The 20,489-nt window shown below is 56.3% G+C and carries 20 protein-coding genes and 1 tRNA gene; 2 read left to right on the top strand and 19 right to left on the bottom strand.

The genetic code is table 11. The features are described 5' to 3' along the window. Positions 1–11 precede the first annotated feature (11 nt). From GXX57_08335 to rlmN, 6 genes are read right to left on the bottom strand one after another with little or no spacing between them, the layout of a single operon-like run. Complete coding sequence (locus GXX57_08335) at positions 12–1,397, bottom strand: hypothetical protein (GenBank protein ID HHV44653.1); 1,386 nt, start codon at positions 1,395–1,397, stop codon at positions 12–14. Then, on the bottom strand, positions 1,373–2,638 hold the full coding sequence (locus tag GXX57_08330) for an FtsW/RodA/SpoVE family cell cycle protein (protein ID HHV44652.1): 1,266 nt from the start codon (positions 2,636–2,638) through the stop codon (positions 1,373–1,375). The genes GXX57_08335 and GXX57_08330 overlap by 25 nt, the downstream gene beginning before the upstream one ends. Before the next feature lie 3 nt (positions 2,639–2,641). Further along, complete coding sequence (locus tag GXX57_08325; GenBank protein ID HHV44651.1) at positions 2,642–3,370, bottom strand: Stp1/IreP family PP2C-type Ser/Thr phosphatase; 729 nt, start codon at positions 3,368–3,370, stop codon at positions 2,642–2,644. After that, on the bottom strand, positions 3,348–3,833 hold the full coding sequence (locus tag GXX57_08320) for an FHA domain-containing protein (protein HHV44650.1): 486 nt from the start codon (positions 3,831–3,833) through the stop codon (positions 3,348–3,350). Before GXX57_08320 ends, GXX57_08325 begins: the two co-directional genes overlap by 23 nt. After that, on the bottom strand, positions 3,817–4,581 hold the full coding sequence (locus GXX57_08315; GenBank protein ID HHV44649.1) for a DUF3662 domain-containing protein: 765 nt from the start codon (positions 4,579–4,581) through the stop codon (positions 3,817–3,819). Before GXX57_08315 ends, GXX57_08320 begins: the two co-directional genes overlap by 17 nt. Positions 4,582–4,586: 5 nt before the next feature. Further along, complete coding sequence (gene rlmN / locus GXX57_08310) at positions 4,587–5,636, bottom strand: 23S rRNA (adenine(2503)-C(2))-methyltransferase RlmN (protein ID HHV44648.1); 1,050 nt, start codon at positions 5,634–5,636, stop codon at positions 4,587–4,589. A gap of 138 nt (positions 5,637–5,774) precedes the next feature. Between rlmN and GXX57_08305 the strand changes: the two genes are divergently transcribed. Together GXX57_08305 and GXX57_08300 are read left to right on the top strand one after the other, a co-directional pair. Beyond that, positions 5,775–5,851, top strand: a tRNA-Pro gene (locus GXX57_08305). A 66-nt stretch (positions 5,852–5,917) separates the two neighbouring features. Then, positions 5,918–7,426: a hypothetical protein gene (locus GXX57_08300; GenBank protein ID HHV44647.1), complete on the top strand. Its 1,509-nt coding sequence runs from the start codon at positions 5,918–5,920 to the stop codon at positions 7,424–7,426. On the opposite strand, the gene spo0A is transcribed toward GXX57_08300, so the two are convergent. The 13 genes from spo0A to GXX57_08235 form a co-directional block, all read right to left on the bottom strand. Beyond that, entirely contained in the window at positions 7,419–8,213 is a 795-nt protein-coding gene (spo0A, locus tag GXX57_08295) for a sporulation transcription factor Spo0A (GenBank protein HHV44646.1), read from the bottom strand. The two genes, GXX57_08300 and spo0A, sit on opposite strands and share 8 nt — an antisense overlap. An 850-nt stretch (positions 8,214–9,063) precedes the next feature. Then, positions 9,064–9,753 (bottom strand): zinc metallopeptidase, encoded by a 690-nt coding sequence (locus GXX57_08290; GenBank protein ID HHV44645.1) that lies wholly within the window; start codon positions 9,751–9,753, stop codon positions 9,064–9,066. A 42-nt stretch (positions 9,754–9,795) separates the two neighbouring features. Next, positions 9,796–10,566, bottom strand: coding sequence for a DUF116 domain-containing protein (locus GXX57_08285; GenBank protein HHV44644.1), 771 nt, complete (start codon positions 10,564–10,566; stop codon positions 9,796–9,798). Further along, a complete protein-coding gene (locus GXX57_08280) occupies positions 10,556–11,491 on the bottom strand; it encodes a methionyl-tRNA formyltransferase (protein ID HHV44643.1) in 936 nt (311 codons plus the stop codon). The genes GXX57_08285 and GXX57_08280 overlap by 11 nt, the downstream gene beginning before the upstream one ends. Positions 11,492–11,505: 14 nt before the next feature. After that, entirely contained in the window at positions 11,506–11,964 is a 459-nt protein-coding gene (gene def / locus GXX57_08275; GenBank protein HHV44642.1) for a peptide deformylase, read from the bottom strand. Positions 11,965–12,000: 36 nt separating this feature from the next. Further along, complete coding sequence (gene priA / locus GXX57_08270; GenBank protein ID HHV44641.1) at positions 12,001–14,262, bottom strand: primosomal protein N'; 2,262 nt, start codon at positions 14,260–14,262, stop codon at positions 12,001–12,003. Positions 14,263–14,304: 42 nt separating this feature from the next. After that, positions 14,305–14,505 (bottom strand): DNA-directed RNA polymerase subunit omega, encoded by a 201-nt coding sequence (locus GXX57_08265; GenBank protein ID HHV44640.1) that lies wholly within the window; start codon positions 14,503–14,505, stop codon positions 14,305–14,307. Positions 14,506–14,615: 110 nt separating this feature from the next. Next, positions 14,616–15,233, bottom strand: a complete 618-nt coding sequence (gmk, locus tag GXX57_08260) for a guanylate kinase (protein HHV44639.1) — start codon at positions 15,231–15,233, stop codon at positions 14,616–14,618. Then, positions 15,230–15,511, bottom strand: a complete 282-nt coding sequence (locus tag GXX57_08255) for a DUF370 domain-containing protein (protein HHV44638.1) — start codon at positions 15,509–15,511, stop codon at positions 15,230–15,232. The genes gmk and GXX57_08255 overlap by 4 nt, the downstream gene beginning before the upstream one ends. Positions 15,512–15,538: 27 nt before the next feature. Further along, positions 15,539–15,847 (bottom strand): integration host factor, encoded by a 309-nt coding sequence (locus GXX57_08250; protein ID HHV44637.1) that lies wholly within the window; start codon positions 15,845–15,847, stop codon positions 15,539–15,541. Positions 15,848–15,881: 34 nt separating this feature from the next. Then, a complete protein-coding gene (locus GXX57_08245) occupies positions 15,882–16,754 on the bottom strand; it encodes a YicC family protein (GenBank protein HHV44636.1) in 873 nt (290 codons plus the stop codon). A 61-nt stretch (positions 16,755–16,815) separates the two neighbouring features. After that, positions 16,816–19,476, bottom strand: a complete 2,661-nt coding sequence (locus tag GXX57_08240) for a calcium-translocating P-type ATPase, PMCA-type (GenBank protein ID HHV44635.1) — start codon at positions 19,474–19,476, stop codon at positions 16,816–16,818. Positions 19,477–19,590: 114 nt separating this feature from the next. Beyond that, positions 19,591–20,346 carry a tetratricopeptide repeat protein gene (locus GXX57_08235; GenBank protein HHV44634.1) on the bottom strand — a complete coding sequence of 252 codons (756 nt, stop codon included), beginning with the start codon at positions 20,344–20,346 and terminating at the stop codon, positions 19,591–19,593. Positions 20,347–20,489 lie beyond the last annotated feature (143 nt).

Below are 20,489 nucleotides of genomic sequence, written 5' to 3'. Positions count from 1 at the left end.
CTCAGTCTTCCTCATCCTTCGCCGAGGATCTCCAAAAGGATCCGCCGGGCAATGGGTGCCGCCACCTGGCCCCCAGAGCCACCGTTCTCCACCACCACAGTGACAACGATCTGCGGTGCTTCCGCTGGGGCAAAGCAAGTAAACCATGCATGGGGCTTTCCATGGGGATTCTCCGCACTGCCAGTTTTTCCCGCGATATCGATGCCTGAAACCTGGGCTAAGGTACCTGTCCCTGCTTCCACCACCGCCAACATGGCCCGCTTCATCTGGTAAGCGGCAAAACTGCTAATCACCCGCTTAGGCAAGGCCGGCGGCAACCTATGCTCATCGCCGTCAGCATCGACCAAGGCTTCCACCAGATAGGGTTGGGGACACAAGCCGCCGTTGGCAATGGTGGCCGTAAGCAGGGCCATATCTAAAGGAGTGACCAATAGGCTGCCCTGACCAATGGCAAATTGTACCAATTCCACCAGGGTAGCAGGTTTATTCAACCTTGGCCGCGAGGTGGCCACCCCCAGCTTCTTATGTGCACCAAAACCAAGGCGCTCTACGTAATCGAAAAGCCGTTCAGCACCCAAGTCCAAAGCCAATTGACCAAAGACGACATTAGACGATCGCCGAAAAGCCTCCAATAGACTGATTTCCCCCGGTTCAGTAGAATAGGCGTTGTTTAGAGAATAGCCTTCCACCAACCAGGATGTCTGGTCCAAGAAGGTATCGTGCAGCTCGTAAAGACCCGTATCCAAAGCCGCGGCCAAGACCAACATCTTAAACAGAGAGCCCGGTGGATATAAACCCTGGACCGCGCGATGAAGAAGCGGCGCTGCGGGGTCCTCCCGTAGACTGGCCCATTGGGCATAAACCTCATTGGGATCGAAATTGGGATAGGATACCAAGGCGCGCAGGGCACCGCTGGTAGGGTCCAAAATCACCACCGCCCCCTGCCGGGCCCCGAGGGCCTCCTCGGCAATCCGTTGGTACTCCACATCAATGGTAAGCCGCAAATGATTACCGTAATGCTTCTCCCCCTTGAACAGCCGCCACTGGCACAGATACAAAGAGGCACCGGTTAAACCCAACAGGTGCTGATCGTAAGCCTGCTCCAGACCGCTTTGTCCCAGGACCCGATGGTCATAGCCCACGATGGCACCCAAGGACCGAGGCCCGGTATAACGTCCGGAGGATACACCCGCCTGGGCCAAGACCCGACCTTGGTAATCAAAGATGCCCCCCCGAATGATCTGTTCCCGCAGCGTCTGGATTCGCGGATTCCCCGCAGATCTGGCCAAGGAGGGCGCCCAGACCACTTGGAAGAACCCCCCGGCCAGGATCAACATCAAGATGCAGCCAATGAAGAGTTTGCCCAGCCTGTTCAGACCCTTGATTGTTCCTGCCATCGTCGGTTCCCCCCTGGGTGGGCCGCCACTAAACCAAGGGCACACCACAATACGACCAGGGAACTGCCGCCATAGCTGACAAAAGGCAGGGTAATACCCGTCAGGGGCAGCAGCCCCAGATTGCCACCCACAATGCACAGAATCTGTAACCCTAGCATCAGGGCTACTCCAGCACACAGCAGACGCTCCTGCCCCCGCTGGGCGCGCAGAGCCCTTTTGTACAAGTAGGTAAGCATCAGCACATAGGTCCCCAGCAAACCCACAACGCCCAACAACCCTAACTCTTCCCAAAGGGCCATGAGCACGAAATCTGTATGTACCCGAGGAATGAAATGGGGTTGTCCCAATCCTAAGCCCGTGCCGGTAAAACCTCCCGCGGCAGCGGCATAAAATCCTTGCAACAACTGGTGGTAGATTCCCTCTCCCCGCCACAGACTCAACCAGTCCGCAAGACGCGTCCGCCCATGGGGAAACAGGTAGGTGGCTAGTAAAAGCCCCACAAAACCCAAGGCTCCGCCAGCCAACAGGGTGGTCCACCGGCCGTCCACAAGGTAAAGCATGCCCCAAAAGATCCCCGAAATCAACAACACCCCGCCCAGATCCCGCTGTAAACCAAGGGCCAACAGACTGCATAACCAAAGCCCAAAGGGCGGCCCCCACAGATCTCGGTAGGAAAAAAACCCCCGGCGATCACGCAACACCACCGGTGTGCCTTCTTTGCTTACGTGGGCAACGAGGTAGAGGATCAACAGCAATTTGAAAAGCTCCGTAGGCTGAAAAGTGAAACTAGAAAAATGCAACCAGGCCCGGCTGCCTCCCGCCTGTACACCAAACAGGGCGGTAACAAAAAGCAGTCCCGCCCCCAACAAACCCAAAGGCCGACCCATTTTCTTCAGGGGCATTTTGGCACCAAACAGGCTCAAACAACCGAAACCCACCAGCCCCAACAGGTACGCGCATAGCTGCCGCCCCAGCAATTGGGGGGCCAACCGGGCCACCATGATAAGGCCCATCCCCGACAGGAGCACCGCAGGTGCAAAGAGGGTGGCATCGATCCGATCCCTTTGGTAGGTGAATACCGCCTGGGCTACAAAGACCGGACCGGCATAGGCGAGGAAATACCATGGGTTGAAGGGTTCTGACAGCCAGACCAAAAACAGCCCCCACAAGCCCACCACGGTAGCAGTGCCCACCATTGACCACTGGTGCCGGTCCCTCAAGAACCCTGTAGACGCTGCCAATCCTCAGACACTCCCATCGACCTGGACCACCACCGCAGTCACATTATCTGTGCTGCCTTGCTCCAGGGCCCGCTTTACCAGTTGCTCCGCTTTCCCCTGGGGAGATCGATCCTGGGAGAGGAGACCCGCGATCCAGTCCTCTTCTACGACAGTGAAGACTCCATCGGTACAAAGCAAGAACAGATCCCCCGCGTAGACATCACCGGAACCAGTCTCCACCATCACCGTGGGTTCCACCCCAATGGCCCGGCTGAGGACGTTGCTCAAGGGATGATTCAACGCCTCAGTCTCAGACAAGCGGCCACTCTGAACCAATTCAGCCACCAGGGAATGATCCTGGGTGAGCTGGGTCAACTGCCCCTTCCGGAACAAGTACAGCCGGCTGTCCCCCACATGACCAAAGGCGTAACCCGCATCACACAGTCCCAAGGCCGTCAGGGTCGTCCCCATGCCGTAATAGTTCGGCACCAGCAAAGCTTGGGCATAGACATCACGATTAATCTGCGCAAAAAGAAGAGCGAAGTATTCCTCAAGGGCCTTTTCATCTGCAAAGTTGGCCTCCTTGCTTCCCTGCCGAAGACCCCTCAGGGCCACAAAGCTTGCCACTTCCCCCGCATTGTGGCCACCCATACCATCGGCCACGGCAAATAGCCGCCCGTGCAGTAGATAGCTGTCTTCATTGTTGGCCCTCACCAAACCCGCGTCGGTCTTAGCCCCTACCCGTATCCGCAAAACCCTTCACCACCACAAAAAGATAACTTCCGATGTTCAACACATCCCCCAGGGATAAGACGGCCTCCTCCTCCACCGGATTCCCATTCACATAGACACTGTTTTGGTCCAGTTTCCTCAACACCAGACCATCCTCTTGTTCTAGCCGCAGATGGAACATAGCGACCGCTTCCTCAGGCAGTTCCACATCATTTAGCGGACCCCGGCCCATACTCAGGGGCACTGCCCGCATCAGATCCCCAGGCTTCAAGCTCTGTTTTTCCGCAGACGCTTCATCACTGGTGAAGAGGAGCCGGCCAGAGACCAAAGGTGGCCTGTGGGCACAACCCACGAACAGTAGCCCAAGGGGGTAATCATCCTTTTCCAGTATCTTGAGGAACTGCCCCAAAAAGCGATAGAGCAGGTACAAAAACAGGAAACGTCCCAACCAAACCACTAGGTACATCTTACTCTCCTGCGACAAACTTGAACAGTGTATTTCCACACAGGATCCGATTCCCATCGGCAAGCTGGGTCTCTTCAATCCGTAAGTCGTCCACGTAGGTACCGTTCTTGCTACTCAGATCCCGCAAAAACACCTCACCCTCCCGCACCACCACCACCGCATGCCGGCGGGAAACACAGGGATCAACGAGCACCAGATCATTGTCCTGCTCTCGCCCGATGGTAAACTCCCCCTCTTCGGGAAGATAAAAGCGCATATTCTGCTCGGGCCCCGACAAACAGACCAAGTACATCCTGGTCCTCTCGCCAAAAATGCGGGTGGCCTGTTCCACCTCTCCCTCCTCGGTCAGGGTATCTTCCAGGGGGGGAAGCCCTTTGGTGACACCGGTCTGGACGCCCACATCATCAAAGAAGGCCTGGATCTCCATACAACCGGGCTTAAGTTGATTTCCCTGTTGGAAGCTGACCTGGGGCGAGGTGAGGAAATGCAGTCCTTCCCTTTGGGCGATCCCCACCAAGTGCTGACACAGCTCTTGGGCAAGGGTCTGTTGAAGGGGGGCAATCTGTGCGTAGTCCGCCGGGTGAAGCTGAACGACGTACCTGTTCGGCACATAGATCCGACTCACACTGACCTTCCTTTGGCGCTGCATAACCGCGGATAACTCCTTACCGATCTGGACCGGGATATAGGGCCCGGCCAATCGTGTGCCGAACAGGCGATGAATCAGTCTACGGAAAAAGGTCGTCACCCGACCAATCAGGGACATTCCTCTCACCTTTCTGTTCTACCGATGCTCGTGGCTAGCTGTCCACAAGCCGCCAGGATGTCGCCCCCCCGTTCCCTACGCACGGTCACGGGGATCCCGGACCGCCTGACCACCTCTTGGAAGGCGGTTACCACTGCATCCGAGGGACGGCAGAAACCATCGACGGGATTTACGGGAATCAAATTCACATGGCACAAAAGGCCCCGCACCAGCTGCACCAGTCTCGTAGCATGGTGACGTTGATCATTAACACCCTCGATGAGGGCATACTCGAAGGTCACCCGGCGTTTTGTCTTGTCGGCATAGTAAGCCGCAGCCTTAACCAGTTGATCCAAGGGATACTTCCGGTTAATGGGAACCAACCGGTTTCGTAATTCATCCTCAGGAGCATGCAAAGAGATGGCCAAGCCGATCTGCAATCCTTCATCGGCCAACCGTCGGATTTGGGGCACCAAACCACAAGTGGAAACCGTAATCCGCCGACTCCCCATGGCTAGCCGATCCGGATCGGTCATGGCATAGATTGCATCCAACACCGTCTCGTAATTGGCCAGGGGCTCGCCCATTCCCATGAAGACCACGTTGGTTACCGGTCCCTTGGCGTATCGCTCCGCCATCAGGAGCTGTTCGATGATCTCCCCACAGGTCAAGTTTCGAGAAAAGCCCATCTTACCCGTGGCACAAATGGCACAGCCCATGGCGCATCCGACCTGGGTAGAGATACAGACTGTGGCCCGCTGTTCTTCCTCAGCGGGGATGAGCACAGTCTCAATCCTCGCTCCGTCAGTAGCTTCCAAGAGAAATTTCAGCGTTCCATCTTTGGACTTCCGCTTCTGTCGGATCCGCAACGGTTTCAAATCCGCGACCTTCTTCAGTTGGTGCCTCAGTTCCAAAGGCAGATCCGTCATCTGTTCAAAATCCGTCTCCCTTTCCTGATAAATCCACCGCATCAGCTGCCGGACCCGATAAGCCGGGTATCCCCAGCTAGCCAGCAAGTCGGTTAACTCCCGTGGAGACAAGTCTTTTAATGATATCGGATCAGTTAAGTCGCTCAAAGGTTGCACCCTCTCTGCACCGTTAATATTATCTCACGAAATTACCAGGGTATACCAACCTGGAAACTCCTGTTAGATCTATTGACATCTATTCTACCATAAAGTATAATGCCTGTGATATGTTTTTGAAACGAGCGCCGGGGTGTAGCGCAGCTTGGTAGCGCGCATCGTTCGGGACGATGAGGCCGCGAGTTCAAATCTCGCCACCCCGACCATTTTTTGTTTTCCTACGGCAGCACCGATTTTTCCGGTGCTTTCTTTCTTTCAGGGAGGGTACCCGCGTGCGTTACAAAAGCTCATCGCTGGTCAACACAATCCTCGGTTGGTTACTCCTCTTGCCGGCATGTCTGGCCGTTGGCTTTTTCATCTGGTTACCCTTCGTCGGTTTGGTCCGGATGAGCCTGCACGCCATCGACCTTTCCCAAGCTACCAGTACATACGTAGGATTCACCAATTTTCAAACTTTACTGGCTGACGCCGCCTTTCGCAGCTCCATCAAGGTTACCCTCGCCATTGCTGTGGGAAAACTGCTTGTTGCCGCCCTGGGCCTCTGGCTAGGCCAGCAAGGGGCAAGGGCCTATCATTCCAATCTATATAAACTGTCTTTGAGTTCCTGTTGCTTGTTAGGCTCCACCGGCCTGTTTTATGGTACTTTCCAGGGGGCATACATATTACTGTTGGACAAGAATATTAATCTGGGACTTTTCGGATCCAGCACCACAGCCCTCCTCAAAGGGATCCTCATGGAGGGGTTGGTGCTTCTTCCCTGGGCCATTCTGTGCGGGTACATCATTGCAAGCCTCACGGAACGGGGCAATCTAAAGTACGAGAGCAAATCCACGGGCTTTATCCTGGGGCTCATTTTCTTTTTCGCCGGTGGCCTAGTTACATTCAACCTGTTATCGGACCGGACAATGGCAGGCTTCATCAATACCGGTCTACAGGGAGGCGTCGCCGCCCAGGAACTGGCGGCTGCCGCCGCGGTCTTCTTAGCCATTCCCTTGCTCATCCTAGGCCTTCTCACCTGGTGGATTATGGACCAGCGTCAGCCCGTGATCACCACCAGTGCGGGAACAAACTGGACGGGCCAAAAGCAGGGTTCCTGGTTGCGCTACCTGCCCACAGCCCTAATGGTACTCTTGCTGGTACCCACCCTGGCGTTACTGATTTCCCATCAGTTCTCCACGGGGCTTTCCTCCATCGCGGTACCCTTCCAGAAGTGGACCGCCAACGGGTTTGCCGTAGCCGTGGTGGTGATCGCCTTACAGTTGTTCCTGGGAGCCCTCGCAGCCTATGCCCTGAACGTGTTAAGACCCGTGGGAAGCAGATTGGCAGCCCTTTTTCTTACGGCACCGCTTTTCTTGTTCCCCTTTATATTGACACCCTTCTTGCGGATCATGCTCTTCAACCTGGGGCTATTTAACAATCGCTGGGCGATCGCCCTATGTCTTGGGGTTTCACCATTGAGTATCTTCATCTTCCGCCTGTGTCTAGGCAATAGACAACCCAGCAATTGGGGTGTCTCGGTCCTCCTGGTGCTCTTGATCTCCCTGGCTCAAAGCTTTTCTCATTTTTCCTTTGAGCAATCGGTGATCCTCACCTCGGACAAGCTCACCCTCACCGCTGGGTTGAATGATCTCGGCCTATTTCTGGAATATGGCCCCACCGTTGCCCTGCGGGCCTACGGTTGGAGCCTATCCTATCTGATCCCCCAGGTACTCCTGGTCTTTTTGTTCTTAGTGTTTCTTCTGCCCAAACTGGGTCTAAACAGCGGGACATCCGCTACCTAGCCACCCGCAACCGGTCCGCAAGCTTGGCGATCAAGACGGAATTGGTGGGCATGGGCGTTTCCCCGTTTAAGTGTGATCCCAATAGGGTAATAAGGAATTCCCGGTTACCCCTGTGCCAAGTGGTGACCAAAGCGTTTCGGATCGCCGATTCAACTCCCGAAGGCGTCGAATGGTGCCGCTCAGCGATCACAGGGTAAACCTGCTTCGTCAATCCCCCGAGGAGCGTGGGGTTTTCCATAACCATCAGCACTGCTTCCTTTAGATACACGTGCCCCTTGAAATGGGACGGCAGACCGATCTGATGCAGCAAGTCCATCAACATCGCTTCCGCGCGTCGCAGGGAACCTCCGGGCAGGGAACCGTTTTCCGACGACCGACGACTGGTCACACTGGCGTCTTGCGGGGGCGCAGCGGTGGTTGCGGCCCCGAACTGACGAATCCGTTCCACCAGGATGTTGAGGTTGATCGGCTTCACGATGAAGTACTTGGCCCCTAGTTCCGTCATGCGCTCCACCATCTCGTCCCGCGCAAAGGCCGTAAGTACGATAACAACGGGATACTTTTCCAGGTCCAAGGTGTGCATGCGCTCCATGACACCGATCCCATCTAGTTTTGGCATCGTCAGGTCCAACAGCACCACATCGGGGCTCAATTCTTGAATCAGCTCGAGGGCTGCCTCCCCATCGTGGGCAACTCCACAGGGTTCTATATCCGGCGACTGTGAAAAGAACTGCTCCAACTGTTGACACAGTTCTACGTTATTATCGACAATCAGTACTCTCAACAATAAAGTTCTCCACCCTTCCTGTTACTTCTTCGTGCGTACATTGCACAAGATCATCGTATAGGGAGCTAGGGCGGCGGCATTTATCGTTGTAGTCTGCTAGGGCAGTGGTCGACTAATACCGGCAGGACACAAAGATCTCCCGCGCATGCCTGGCAGGGTAATTCAAACCGTAAACCACTGGACCCCAAGATACGGGAATTCCAGAACACCCATAGACGGTCCACTCTGCTACGCTCTTCACTAACCCTTCCGCTCCGCTAGACCGTTCCGGGCCCTACGGTTCTTCCCCTCTGGCCGGCAGCTTATCCTTGCACCCACTCTACCCCGCAGACGGCAATCACAAACTCCCTGTTGGCACCTGAACAACGTATCTGAAGCTTCCATCGTTGCTGCACCAGGCCCATCCATGGCCCCTTGCTTGGGTTTGTCGACAACTCCGCTCCCAAATTTTCGCGCTGCGGTACATATTCTGTAAACCGATCGTTAATTCCTGCTTTTCCGCTCCAAATAGTTGACTGTTACCAGAAAGGAGCTGTGAAACGAAGTGCGAAGCAATAACGACCACGAAAGTCCGGACTTTCTATGGTTCTCAGCGAAAAACCTCGGAAAATGGCCCCACCCGATCAACCTATAGCCCATAGGGGATCTCCCCACTACCCTCGCCGGTGTTGCCCTAGTCTCATAGACTCATCCCCCATATCATTCGGCCCGCAGGATGGCACTATCACAGCATCCAATCTCTACGGACAATCTCTGCCCCGTTACACCAGCAGATACCAAGCCGATTGCATTCATGCAAAAAGGACCCAGTCGAAGAAGACCAGGTCCTTTGGATGGTACAGATTGATTCTTAGTCCCGGCGTGAATTGCGAAGGATGAGCAGACGCAGCAATTCCCCTACGGCCACCGCCACCGCCGCCACATAGGTTAAGGCCGCAGCACTTAAGATCTCCCGGGTCTGGCCCACTTCTCCTTGGACGATATATCCGCCAGTGGTCAACATACCCATGGCCCGCCGACTAGCGTTAAACTCCACCGGCAGGGTGATCACCTGAAACAGGATGGCCGTCAGGAAGAAGAGAATCCCCAGATCCATTAGCCAACCTAAACCCGCTCCTTGGAAGAACAGTCCCATGAAAACCAAGGGCAAAGCCATCTGGGAACCGAATGCGGCCAAGGGGAAAATGCTATTTCGCAAGGCCAAGGGCAGGTAGTTCCTCGCATGCTGCAGGGCATGGCCCGTTTCATGGGCCGCCACGCCCAAAGCCGCCACGGACCGTCCATCGTAGACTTCCGGCGAAAGGCGAATTACCCGGGCCCGAGGATCATAGTGATCCCCCAACATCCTGTTCGTACGCACCACTTGCACATCATACAAGTTGTTTCGATCCAAAAGCTCCCGAGCCACCTGGGCCCCGGTCTTCCCGCTATAGGCCGGGTGACGGAGATATTTCCTAAAGGTGTTTTGCACCTTCATCTGCGCGTACATGGCAAAGACAAGAACCGGTAACAGGATGATCCATGTGGAGTAGTATTGCAGAAGATACATACCGTTAACCTCCTTTACGCTAGTGTTGGCTTCTCACATCGCGATTAAACTGAGGACAGCTTCTTCCAATTGACCCAAATCCACTTCGGTTTCGAAACAGGGTCCTTTGGGTCTCTGGTTGATCACCCCAAGGACATTTAGCCGGGTACCCACATCGATGATGCCGCTAAGCAGGTCCCGTTCGCAGGCCACAGCCACAACCGCTTGGGGGTTGGTCTCCACAACGGCCCGCCGTGCCTGGGTACCCCCCGCGCAAACCACTAAACTGAACCCCAACCGATCCCGTAACGCCAGCAAAGCACCTAAAGGACACTGCCCGCAGCGGTGACAATTGTCTACAGAACCCGTCACCTTCCTGAGGCAGTTGGCCCGCTGCAAACAGGCGGGCACCAGCACCAACAGGCGATCGGACTTCACTTTCTCCGGTTTGCGCAGATGGATCAGGCGATTGTGCACCGCAATGTAGGAGCCCCGCAATAGATCCTTGGGGACCCGTAGAATCTTGCCGAGGAAGAGAGAAACCGGTAACAATATGCGCAGTGTCCAGTGGATCGCAGGCTGCAAAATCGCCACATGGCAACGCCTGCTCAGCACCCACACCAAAGCCACAATTCCTACAAACAACAACACCAACAAAAGGCCCAAGGCCACCTTAAGAGCAGAAAACACCACTGCCACTTGTTCTCCCAGCCTGGGCAAGTAAAGGACCAATCCTGCCAAGAGCACAATTAGCCCGAAGGCGGCAGCCAGTAATCCGACGATTAACCGGGTATTCCCCTCATGTACCCGGACTCTATCCATCACCCAGAACCTCCCCCGGGGTAATCCCGTAACCGTTGATATAATCCCTGGCGGTAAGGATCTTACGGGCCGGGGCTTGCACCGCGGTCAAATACAGAATCCCTTCGCCACAGGCCACTCCGATCCCCCGTTCCGGATCCACCCTGAGGACAGTACCGGGCAGAGCTTCGTGTTCGGCCGCTTCGGCCACCGCTCTCCATACCCGCAGGGACATCCCCCGGTGGGTACAGTAGGCCAGGGGCCAGGGGTTCATAGCACGGACCAGGCGTTCAAGGTTTTCGGCCGGCTTCTCCCATTGGATTCGTCCCAACTCTTTCGTCAGCTTTGGGGCCAAGGTGGCCTGGGAATCATCCTGGGGTTGTGGAGTGATTTGCCCCTGGACCAAAGCATCCAAGGCTTCAAGCAGTGCCTCCGCCCCCAACTGGGCCAGTTTGTCATGGAGGGAACCACCGGTCTCGTCCTTGGCAAGGAACACCTCCCGCTGGTAAAGCACATCGCCCGTGTCCCATCCGGAATCCATCTGCATAATGGTCACTCCGGTGGTCTTCTCTCCTTCCAGGATGGCCCATTGGATGGGAGCCGCCCCCCGATACTTCGGCAACAGCGACCCATGGACATTGATACATCCATAGCGACCCAGCTGCAAAATCTCATCGGGGATCTTCTGGCCAAAGGCCACCACCACGATAGCATCGGGATCCAGGGCCTTTAGCTGATCCACGAATTCTGGTGTGGCCACCCGCTCCGGCTGGGCCACAGGAATGTCAAGTTCCTGGGCAACCTCCTTCACCGGCGAAGGCTTCACCCTTTGCCCCCGGTCCCGGGGTCGATCCGGCTGGGTTACCACCAACACCACCTGGTGCCGCTCCGCTAGGGCCCGTAAGGTGGGAACGGCAAACTCCGGTGTACCCATGAATACGATCCGCACAGTCAGGCTCCTTCCTACTCCGTGTCTTCCGCCACGCTCGTGGCCTTGTCGATGAACAGGATCCCGTCCAGATGATCGATCTCGTGCTGTAGAATCCTGGCTAGCAGGCCATCGGCCTGGATTTTCACGGGCTTGCCCTTCTCGTTCAACCCTTGCACCTGTACTTGGGCATAGCGTTTCACGTAGCCCGTTACTCCGGGAATGCTCAGACAACCTTCCACCTCGATGTCTTCCCCATCGGTCTTGGTAATAACAGGATTAACCAGTGCAATCAGTCCGTCACCGGCGTCGGCCACAATCACCCGGATGGGCTCGCCGATCTGGGGAGCCGCCAGGCCCACCCCGTCTGCGGCATACATGGTCTCCGCCATGTCGTTGATCAAAGCCGTTAACTTCTTGGTTACCCGTTCCACCGGTTGGGCAACCTGTCGAAGGACTGGATCGCCCTCCTTGATAATCTCTCTTCGTGCCATCTTAATTGGGCAATGCTGCCCACGCCCCCTTTTATCTCAATACATGGACACCGGATTGATATCCACAAAAACAGCCACATCCGGTGCCACCTCTTTTATTCTATCAATATTCGCCGCCTTTCGCAAAGTGGCAAGGTCGCGCCCTTTCAGGATAATCTGCCAGCGATACCTTCCCTGCAACCGGCTCAAAGGACAGGGTACGGGACCTAGTACCGCGACCTCAGGATCACCAAGACTGCGCTGGATAGTGCCAAAGTGCTGCTTGGCTCCCTCCACCACCCGCTCCTCCTCCTCCCCGGAAAAGACCATCCGCACCAGATTTACAATGGGCGGATAGGACACCTTGCGTCTGAAGGCGATCTCCCTGTGGTAAAAGCTTTCATAATCGTGGTGTTGGGCTGCTTGGATACTATAGTGCTCGGGGTTATAGGTCTGGACGATCACCCGGCCCGGCCGATCACCGCGCCCGGCCCGTCCCGCCACTTGGGTGAGGAGTTGAAAGGTCCGCTCCGCCGCCCGGTAATCGGGAATATTCAAGGTGAGATCCGCGGCCATGACCCCCACCAGGGTGACCCGGGGAAAATCTAGGCCCTTGGCTACCATCTGAGTACCGATGAGGACATCCAATTGGTGGTTGCGGAAATCTCCTAGGATCTTCGTAAAGGAGCCTTTGCGTTTGGTGGTATCTCCGTCCAGACGGCCGATCCGGGCCTGGGGAAATAAAGCAGCCAGCTGTCGTTCCACCCTTTGGGTACCGGCCCCAAAGCCCCGGAAGCTGTTACTACCGCACTGGGGGCAGGCGGGGGGCAACCCTTGCTCCAGGCCACAGTAATGGCAACATAACCGGTCCACATCTTCATGGTAGGTCAAAGCCACCGCGCACTGTTGGCAATAAAGGACATGTCCACATTCCCGACAGAGTACAAAGCCGAGGGTGCCCCGCCGGTTTAAAAACAGGATCACCTGTTCCTTCTGTTGGAGAGCCAGAGCAAGCTCCTGCTGGAGGCGACGGCTAAACATGGAACGGTTCTTCGCCTTCAGCTCCCTACGCATGTCCACGATCTCCACTTCCGGCAGGGGACGGTTGTGGATCCTCCTGGGCAAGGTCAGCAATCGGTATTCCCCCCCACTGGCCAAATAATAGGATTCTAGGGAGGGGGTGGCACTGCCCAAAAGCACCAAGGCATCATTCAACTGGCCCCGCTTGATGGCCACCTCCCGAGTATGGTAGGGAGGTTGGCCCTCTGCTTGCTTGTACGTGGTCTCGTGTTCTTCATCCAAAATGATAAGACCCAAGTTTTCCACGGGGGCGAAGATCGCGGAGCGAGCCCCCACCACTATGGGTGCCTCCCCCGAGGCGATGCGGTGCCATGTATCGAACCGTTCCCCATCGGACAGTCGACTGTGCATCACCGCCACATCATCGGAAAAACGGCTCTTGAACAGCCCCAGCATCTGAGGGGTCATGGCAATCTCCGGCACCAGCAAAATTGCGGACTTCCCCAAGGCCCGGGTCGCGGCGATGAGCTGCAAGTATACTTCCGTCTTGCCGCTGCCGGTAACCCCGTGGAGCAAGGAGACTCCTCCTTGGTTGCTTTCCAATTGTCTTTTAAGCTCCAAAAAGACCTCTTCCTGATCCTGGGTAAGGGGAAGGGGAACACTGCTCCCATGTCCATGAACCTCGGTCAAGGGATCCCGGTCCACCCTCAAGTCTCCGGAGCGCAGGTAGCCCTTTTCCTCCAGGGCCCGGAGGGCACTATAGGATAGACCCTGGCGGGTCAGGGCCACTAGGGTTACCTTTTCACAGGGACAAGTCCCTCCACAGGAAGACGAAAGGCATGTCTTGGCAAAATGGTCCAGGACTTCCCGCTGACGCGCCCCCTTCAGCAGGGTGATCACTTTCTGGAGCTTGTCCGCGGGTATGTTTAGTTGGTAGGCCTTCACATAACGAGGAGTCGAGGGCTGATCGAGCCGCCGCATTCCCGGCGGGATGAAGCATTGCAGGGCATCCACAAACAGGCACCCGTAGTATTCCGCCATCCACCGGGCCAGGGCCAGCATCTCCGGTTTAAGCACCGGGTCCTTGCCGCAGATGCGGTGAATGGCTTTAACGTTGGGGACTTCGGCCTCTTCGGTCAAGGCGACCACATAACCAATCACCAGCCGGTTGTTGAAGGGAACCAACACTTGATGCCCCGGCCGCAGCTGATGTCGGTACTGCTCAGGGATGCGATAGGAAAAACAACGGTCCACCCGGCGCACCCGCACATCAACGATGACTTGCGCATACCCGGGCATGGTCTCACCTCTAGATTGCAAAAAGAATCAAATCCTTGTCCCTTAGTTCTTCCGAATCCGTTCGTACCGGATGGCACCAGATCCCAGTTCATACAGGGCAATGGTGACCGGTTTGTTGCTTTCTATCGTCTCGATTGGCTCTGCCCCCTCGGACAACTGCCGGGCCCGCTTGGCAGCAGCCACCACCGCGGTATAGCGACTATCCACTCTGCTCAACAGCTGATCAATTGGTGGTTGATTCATCCGCTTCCTGCCCTCGGCCTGAATTCATCAGACCTAGGCACTTCCCTCCCTGTGTTTGCATTCTGCGCTGGTCAAAGCCAGCCCCGTCAAAACCACGTCTGTGCTCACCACTAAAAGGGAACCTGCTCCCAAAACTGCGCCAATACTTGGCGATAGTTCCCCCTTATTCTTGCCTTCGCGGCTGTGAGAATACTCCAAAGCTTCTCCGCGGCAGCCGCCACATCATCATTGACCACTGCGTAGTCATAACGCTCCACCATCTGCAGTTCTCCGATGGCTACTTGCAAGCGAGACGAGATGCTCTTTGCATCTTCGGTACCCCGGCCTTGGATCCGTCTTTCTAGCTCCTCAAGACTAGGCGGCAGCAAGAACACCAACACCGCGGCGGGCATCCGTTCTTTCACCTGCAAGGCCCCTTGAATCTCGATATCCATGACAAGATCAACCCCGGCGGCCAGGTGTTCCTCCACAAAATCCCTCGGGGTTCCGTAGAGGTTCCCGCAAAACTCCGCCCACTCCAGGAACCGTCCTTCCGCGATCCCCTTGGTGAATTCTTGCCGGGTGAGGAAGTAATAATCCTTGCCATGGACTTCCTGGGCCCGGGGAGAACGGGTAGTAGCAGAAATGGAGTAGCGTACCTCCGGGTGCCTAAGACAAAACTCCCGCAGGACGGTGTTCTTTCCCACCCCCGAAGGCCCGGAGACTACCAAGAGAGTACCGGTCTTCACTTCAGTTGACCGTCCTTCTCCTCGATCATGGACAACTCTTTACCACCCACACGGTGGGCTACTGTCTCCGGTTGCACCGCGGACAGGATCACATGATCACTGTCGGTGATGATCACCGCTCGGGTACGCCGTCCATAGGTGGCATCGATAAGCATGGCCCGTTCCCGGGCATCCTGGATTAACCGTTTGATGGGGGCTGATTCCGGAGAGACAATCGCCACGATGCGATTGGCACTTACGATATTTCCAAAGCCTATGTTCACTAATTCCAAAGCCAAGACTTACAAACCTCCTGCGTTTGGTGACTATCCCAATTTCTTAAGTAATTCACTGCGTTGGCGTACACCTAAACCCCGGACGCGTCTGGCTCGGTCAATCCCGATTTCATCCATCAGTCTCTCACAGGTGACCTTGCCAATCCGGGGTAAGGATTCTAACAGCTGCCGTACGGGCATACCCGCGATCACGGCATCATCATCTTTCTCTAACACTTCCGCTAAACTCACTGTCCCCTGCTTCAGCTGCGACTTCAACTTTGCCCGTTCGCTCCGTACCCAACGCGCCTTTTCCAAAGCCCGTCGTTTTTCTTCTGGCGTCAAGCGTGGAACACTCATGGGATAACCCTCCCCTTAGTACCTGGAGCAACCTTTACTCGATATTCTGCACCTGTTCCCGGACTTTGTTCACCACCGTCTTGGCTTCCACCACCAAACCGGTGATGTGGGCGTCGGTGGACTTTGCACCAATGGTATTGAATTCCCTGAGCAACTCCTGGGCCAGAAAGTCCAGCTTCGTCCCCTGGGCGGTCTCCTCTTCCATACTATGTTGGAACTGAGCCAAATGGCTTGCAATGCGGGTAATCTCCTCAGTAATATCCGCCCGCTCGGCCAAAAAGACCACCTCCGCAGCCAACCGCTGCATCAGGTCGTCGGGCAACTTAGGCCCCAAAAGCTCCTGGACCCTTGTTTCCAACTTATTGCGGTATTGTTCAGTCAGGTTCTGGGCCGCCGCGGAGATGCTTTCTAATATTTTCTGAATCCGGCCCAAATGAGCTAGCAGGTCAGCAAATAGGCGCTCACCCTCACGGCAGCGCATGGCCACACCCTGATCCAACGCGGCCTTTAAGGGCGGCTGGATAACTGCCCAAGCCTGCTCCGGGGAGAAGTCCTCCGCAAACTGAAAGATCTCGGGCAAACTCAAGAATGTATTGATGTCTACAACACCAGATGTGGGAATCTCTTTGCGGATCTGTTCGATGGCTGCGGCATAGCCGCGGCACAAGGCCAGATCCACCGCCACGTTCCGAGCAATCTGGGTCGTCCCCTTGATTTCAATCTCAACCTCGACCCGACCGCGCTGTACCGACTGCTGCACAGTCTCCCGGACCCTTTCCTCCAGAACCCGCAGGTAACTGGGCATCCGGATCATGATGTCCAGGTACCGGTGATTGACCATGCGCACCTGCACCTTGGCCTCGGCGGTGTCAGCGCTGCCGTAGCCTGTCATACTAAGAATGGCCAAGATAACCCCCCTCGATTTCATCAATATTCTACTATAAAGGATCTAAAATGTAAACCTGGTTTTAGGTGCGAAGCCAACTGACACGGGGCATCACAAGCCGGCGCACCAAGCGCACCGTCCAGTTGATGGCCAAGGGCCACCCGGCAAAAACCAGGATCAGCACCCAATCCCCCAAAGCTAGGCGCACGGTGCTAAAGAGCCCCTGTAGCCAGGGAACGTAAATCACCGCCCCCTGCATCAGGATACTCGCTCCCACCGCCAAGACCAACAGGGGATTGGCCACGATCCCCCGAGGACCGGCCCCATAGGTGCTGCACTCAAAGGCATGGAACAGCTGGGCCAACACAATAGTGGAAAAGGCTAGGCTACGAGCCCGGGCCACATCCCCAGGGTATAGCCACAGACCAAGGGCGAAGATCCCCAGGGTAGAGAAGGCCAAGAGCATACCTCGGCCCAGGATTTTCCGCACCATGCCGCCAGAGAGAATGTGCTCGTTGAGTTTCCTGGGCCTGCGCTTCATGATGTCTTTGTCCGGGGGATCCATCCCCAAAGCCACCGCGGGTAACCCGTCGGTGACCAGGTTCATCCACAGGATCTGCACCGCCACCAATGGCAAGGGAAGACTAAGCAAAGTGGCCAGAAACATGGTCAAAACCTCACCCACATTACAGGTGAGTAAGTAACGGACAAATTTCCGGATATTCTCATACACCCCCCGCCCCTCTTCGATGGCGTGGATGATCGTGGCGTAATTGTCATCGGAGAGGACCATCGCCGATGCCTCCTTAGTAACATCGGTGCCGGTTTGGCCCATGGCCACCCCCACATCGGCCTCCGCCACCGCCGGCGCGTCGTTCACCCCATCGCCGGTCATGGCCACCACATGGCCCATACTCTTCAGACAACGGACGATCCGGAGCTTATGTTCGGGGGACACACGGCTAAAGACGTTCACCCGCCGCAGATGCAAGGCCAGTTCCCGGTCACTGAGGGTATCCAAATCGTGGCCGGTGAGGACCTCACCTGGGGCCTCCAAAAGGCCCAATTCCAGACCGATGGCTCGGGCGGTGGTCTTGTGATCTCCGGTCACCATGATGGTGCGGATACCGGCCTGGCTAGCCTTGCGGAGGGCCTGCTTCACCTCCCGGCGGGGCGGGTCGTAAAGGCCCACCAAAGCCACAAAGGTAAGGCCCTCTTCCACACCGATCAAGGTATCGCTACGCTTGTAGGCTAGGGCCATCACCCGCAACGCATCCTGGGCCATATCCTCCGCGGCTTCGGCGATCTGCTTCCGTTGGCTGGCGGTCAACAGAACGCGCTCATTCTCTCCGTGAAGGAACTGGCTCCGGGCCAAGATGACCTCCCAAGCCCCCTTGGTTAACCCCACCCGGGCCTCTCCGAGATCATATAGAACGGTCATCCGCTTCCGCTCGGAAGTAAAGGGCAGTTCGCCCACCAACCGCGTCTCCAACCGCTTTTTTTCCAAGTCCCGCTGCACCCGGTAGGCAAACTGCACCAAGGCGATCTCCGTGGGATCACCCTGTAGTCCTGGAAAACCGCTACCCATCCCACCTTGTAGGTTGACGCTGTTGCACAGGCCACAGACCTTCAAAGCCCAAAAGAGGGCCGTGCCCTCCTGGGGTGGGGAGAGCCTTTCCAAGGCTTCCCCCTGGTACACCCTGCCGGCCAACCAAACACGTTGTACCTTCATCTTGTTTTCCGTCAGGGTCCCTGTTTTGTCGGAGCAGATGATATCCGTACACCCCAAAGTCTCCACCGCGGGCAACCGGCGGATAATTGCCGCCCGGCGACTCATCCGCTGCACCCCCAAGGCTAGGGCGATGGTCACCACCGCAGGCAGCCCTTCGGGAATTGCCGCCACCGCCAGACTCACCGCGATCATAAACATCTCTAACACCGGCACGCCCCGCCAAACTCCCGTAGCAAAAACGCCCACCACCAGCACCACACAAGCGGCCACCAACCACCGCCCCAGTTGTTCCAACCGGGCCTCCAGGGGTGTACTCAAACGGCCCGTATCCTGTAACATGGCCGCAATGCGTCCCACCTCGCTGGACATCCCCGTCTCCGTCACCACTGCTAGACCCCGCCCCGCGGTGATCACCGTACCCATGTACAGACAGTTCTTGCGATCACCCAGGGGCGTCTCCCCAGTAGCTGTCCAGCGATGGTCCTTGGCAATGGGTAATGACTCGCCGGTCAGGGCCGATTCATCGGCATAAAGGGAGAAACTTTCTAGCAGGCGGCAATCGGCGGGTACCCGGTCTCCACTGGCCAGTTGCACAATGTCACCAGGCACCAACAGCTCCGCGGGGATCTGTTGCAGGATCCCGTCCCGGATCACCCGGGCTTGGGGGGCTGTCAGTCGTCGGAGGGCCTCCAGAGAGCGCTCCGCCCGGTACTCCTGCAAAAAGCCCAATAAACCGTTGAGAAAGATGATGGCTAAAATAGCCACCGCATCGGTGAGCTCATCTAACAGGACGGAAATAAGGGTGGCAAAAAGCAGGACCATAACCATGAAGTCTTGGAATTGGGCGAGGAAGAGACCCAAAACCGACTTCTTGCGCAACTGCCTTAACCGATTGGGTCCCTCGGTGGCCAACCGCTCGGCAGCCGTCCGCTGGCTCAACCCCCCCTTAGGATCGGTGCCCAACCTTTGAAGTACCTCACCAATGGAACCCAGATACCATTTGTCTGTCATAAAGCCAACTCCCCAGGACAGGATAAAACTAGTCTCAAACTTATCCATATTCACCTGGGGCAAATAAAAGACCCGTCAGTTCCATCAAACTGACGGGCCACCGTTGCTAGTACCCTATTGAGGCAAGTTCTCCAGGCGCTCCGCGGCCTTCTCGTATTGTCCATCTAACTGCAAAGCCCGGTAATACTCATGGGCTGCGGCCTCGTAATCGCCCTTTTCCTCATAGAGCGTGCCGAGATAATAGTGAATCTCCGGATCATCGAGGTTGAACAACCGGCCCGTCTCCAGAATCGTTAAGGCCTCCTCCTTCTCCCCGGCCTTGATCTTCAACAGGGCCAAATGCAGATAGACCTCCGGCGCATTGGGGGCGATTTCCAAGCTCCGTTCATAGTACTCCATAGCCAGCACATCTTCCCCGCGCCGCTCCGCACAAAGCCCTAATCCCTTCAAGGCCAAAGCGGACTCAATATCCGCATCCACCACTTCCCGGAACAGGGCCTCCGCCAGGTCGTACTGACCCTGCTTCAGATAGATCTCACCGATGAGAGCCTTCACCCACTGGTACTCCGGTCCCATGGCCAGTACTTTCTCGTAGGCGGCAATGGCCTCCTGGGTCTTACCCTGACCCAGATAAGTAACCCCCAGGAGTAGATTCTGCTTAACCCCCTCGGGATAACTGGTCACCGCCTGTTCCAGTTGGGTGGAGACAAGCTCCAGATTATCGATCCCCAGATGGATCAACCAAAGAGTATAGGTATTGATGACCGTCTCCAAGTATTGCTCCAAACTCTCCAGCCGCGCCCCCAAGGGAGTGATGCAGGCCAGCAGGATCACTGCGGCTAAAACCCCAATGAACAGTCTGTTCTTCACCATAGCCACTCCTATCTCTTCGGTCTCCATCCAAGAACCAATTCCTAAATCCTATTCTACCAGTCCTCACCGGTGGAAGCAAGGTAGCACCACTGCGAAGATAGCAGCACCCAACCCGAACAACCCAAAGGCCATCCCTGCGG

The organism is Bacillota bacterium (assembly GCA_012839765.1).
GTDB lineage: Bacteria > Bacillota > Limnochordia > DUMW01 > DUMW01 > DUMW01.
The sequence above is the reverse complement of the archived record's forward strand: the minus strand, read 5'-3'. Positions and strand labels throughout refer to the sequence as shown.

Bases quoted from the DNA above. Each gene is read 5' to 3' on its own strand.
- GXX57_08335 (HHV44653.1), bottom strand. From the start codon at position 1,397: ATGGCAGGAACAATCAAGGGTCTGAACAGGCTGGGCAAACTCTTCATT.
- GXX57_08315 (HHV44649.1), bottom strand. From the start codon at position 4,581: ATGTCCCTGATTGGTCGGGTGACGACCTTTTTCCGTAGACTGATTCAT.
- GXX57_08250 (HHV44637.1), bottom strand. From the start codon at position 15,847: ATGAGTGTTCCACGCTTGACGCCAGAAGAAAAACGACGGGCTTTGGAA.
- def (HHV44642.1), bottom strand. From the start codon at position 11,964: ATGGCACGAAGAGAGATTATCAAGGAGGGCGATCCAGTCCTTCGACAG.
- GXX57_08240 (HHV44635.1), bottom strand. From the start codon at position 19,476: ATGACAGACAAATGGTATCTGGGTTCCATTGGTGAGGTACTTCAAAGG.
- GXX57_08265 (HHV44640.1), bottom strand. From the start codon at position 14,505: ATGAATCAACCACCAATTGATCAGCTGTTGAGCAGAGTGGATAGTCGC.
- priA (HHV44641.1), bottom strand. From the start codon at position 14,262: ATGCCCGGGTATGCGCAAGTCATCGTTGATGTGCGGGTGCGCCGGGTG.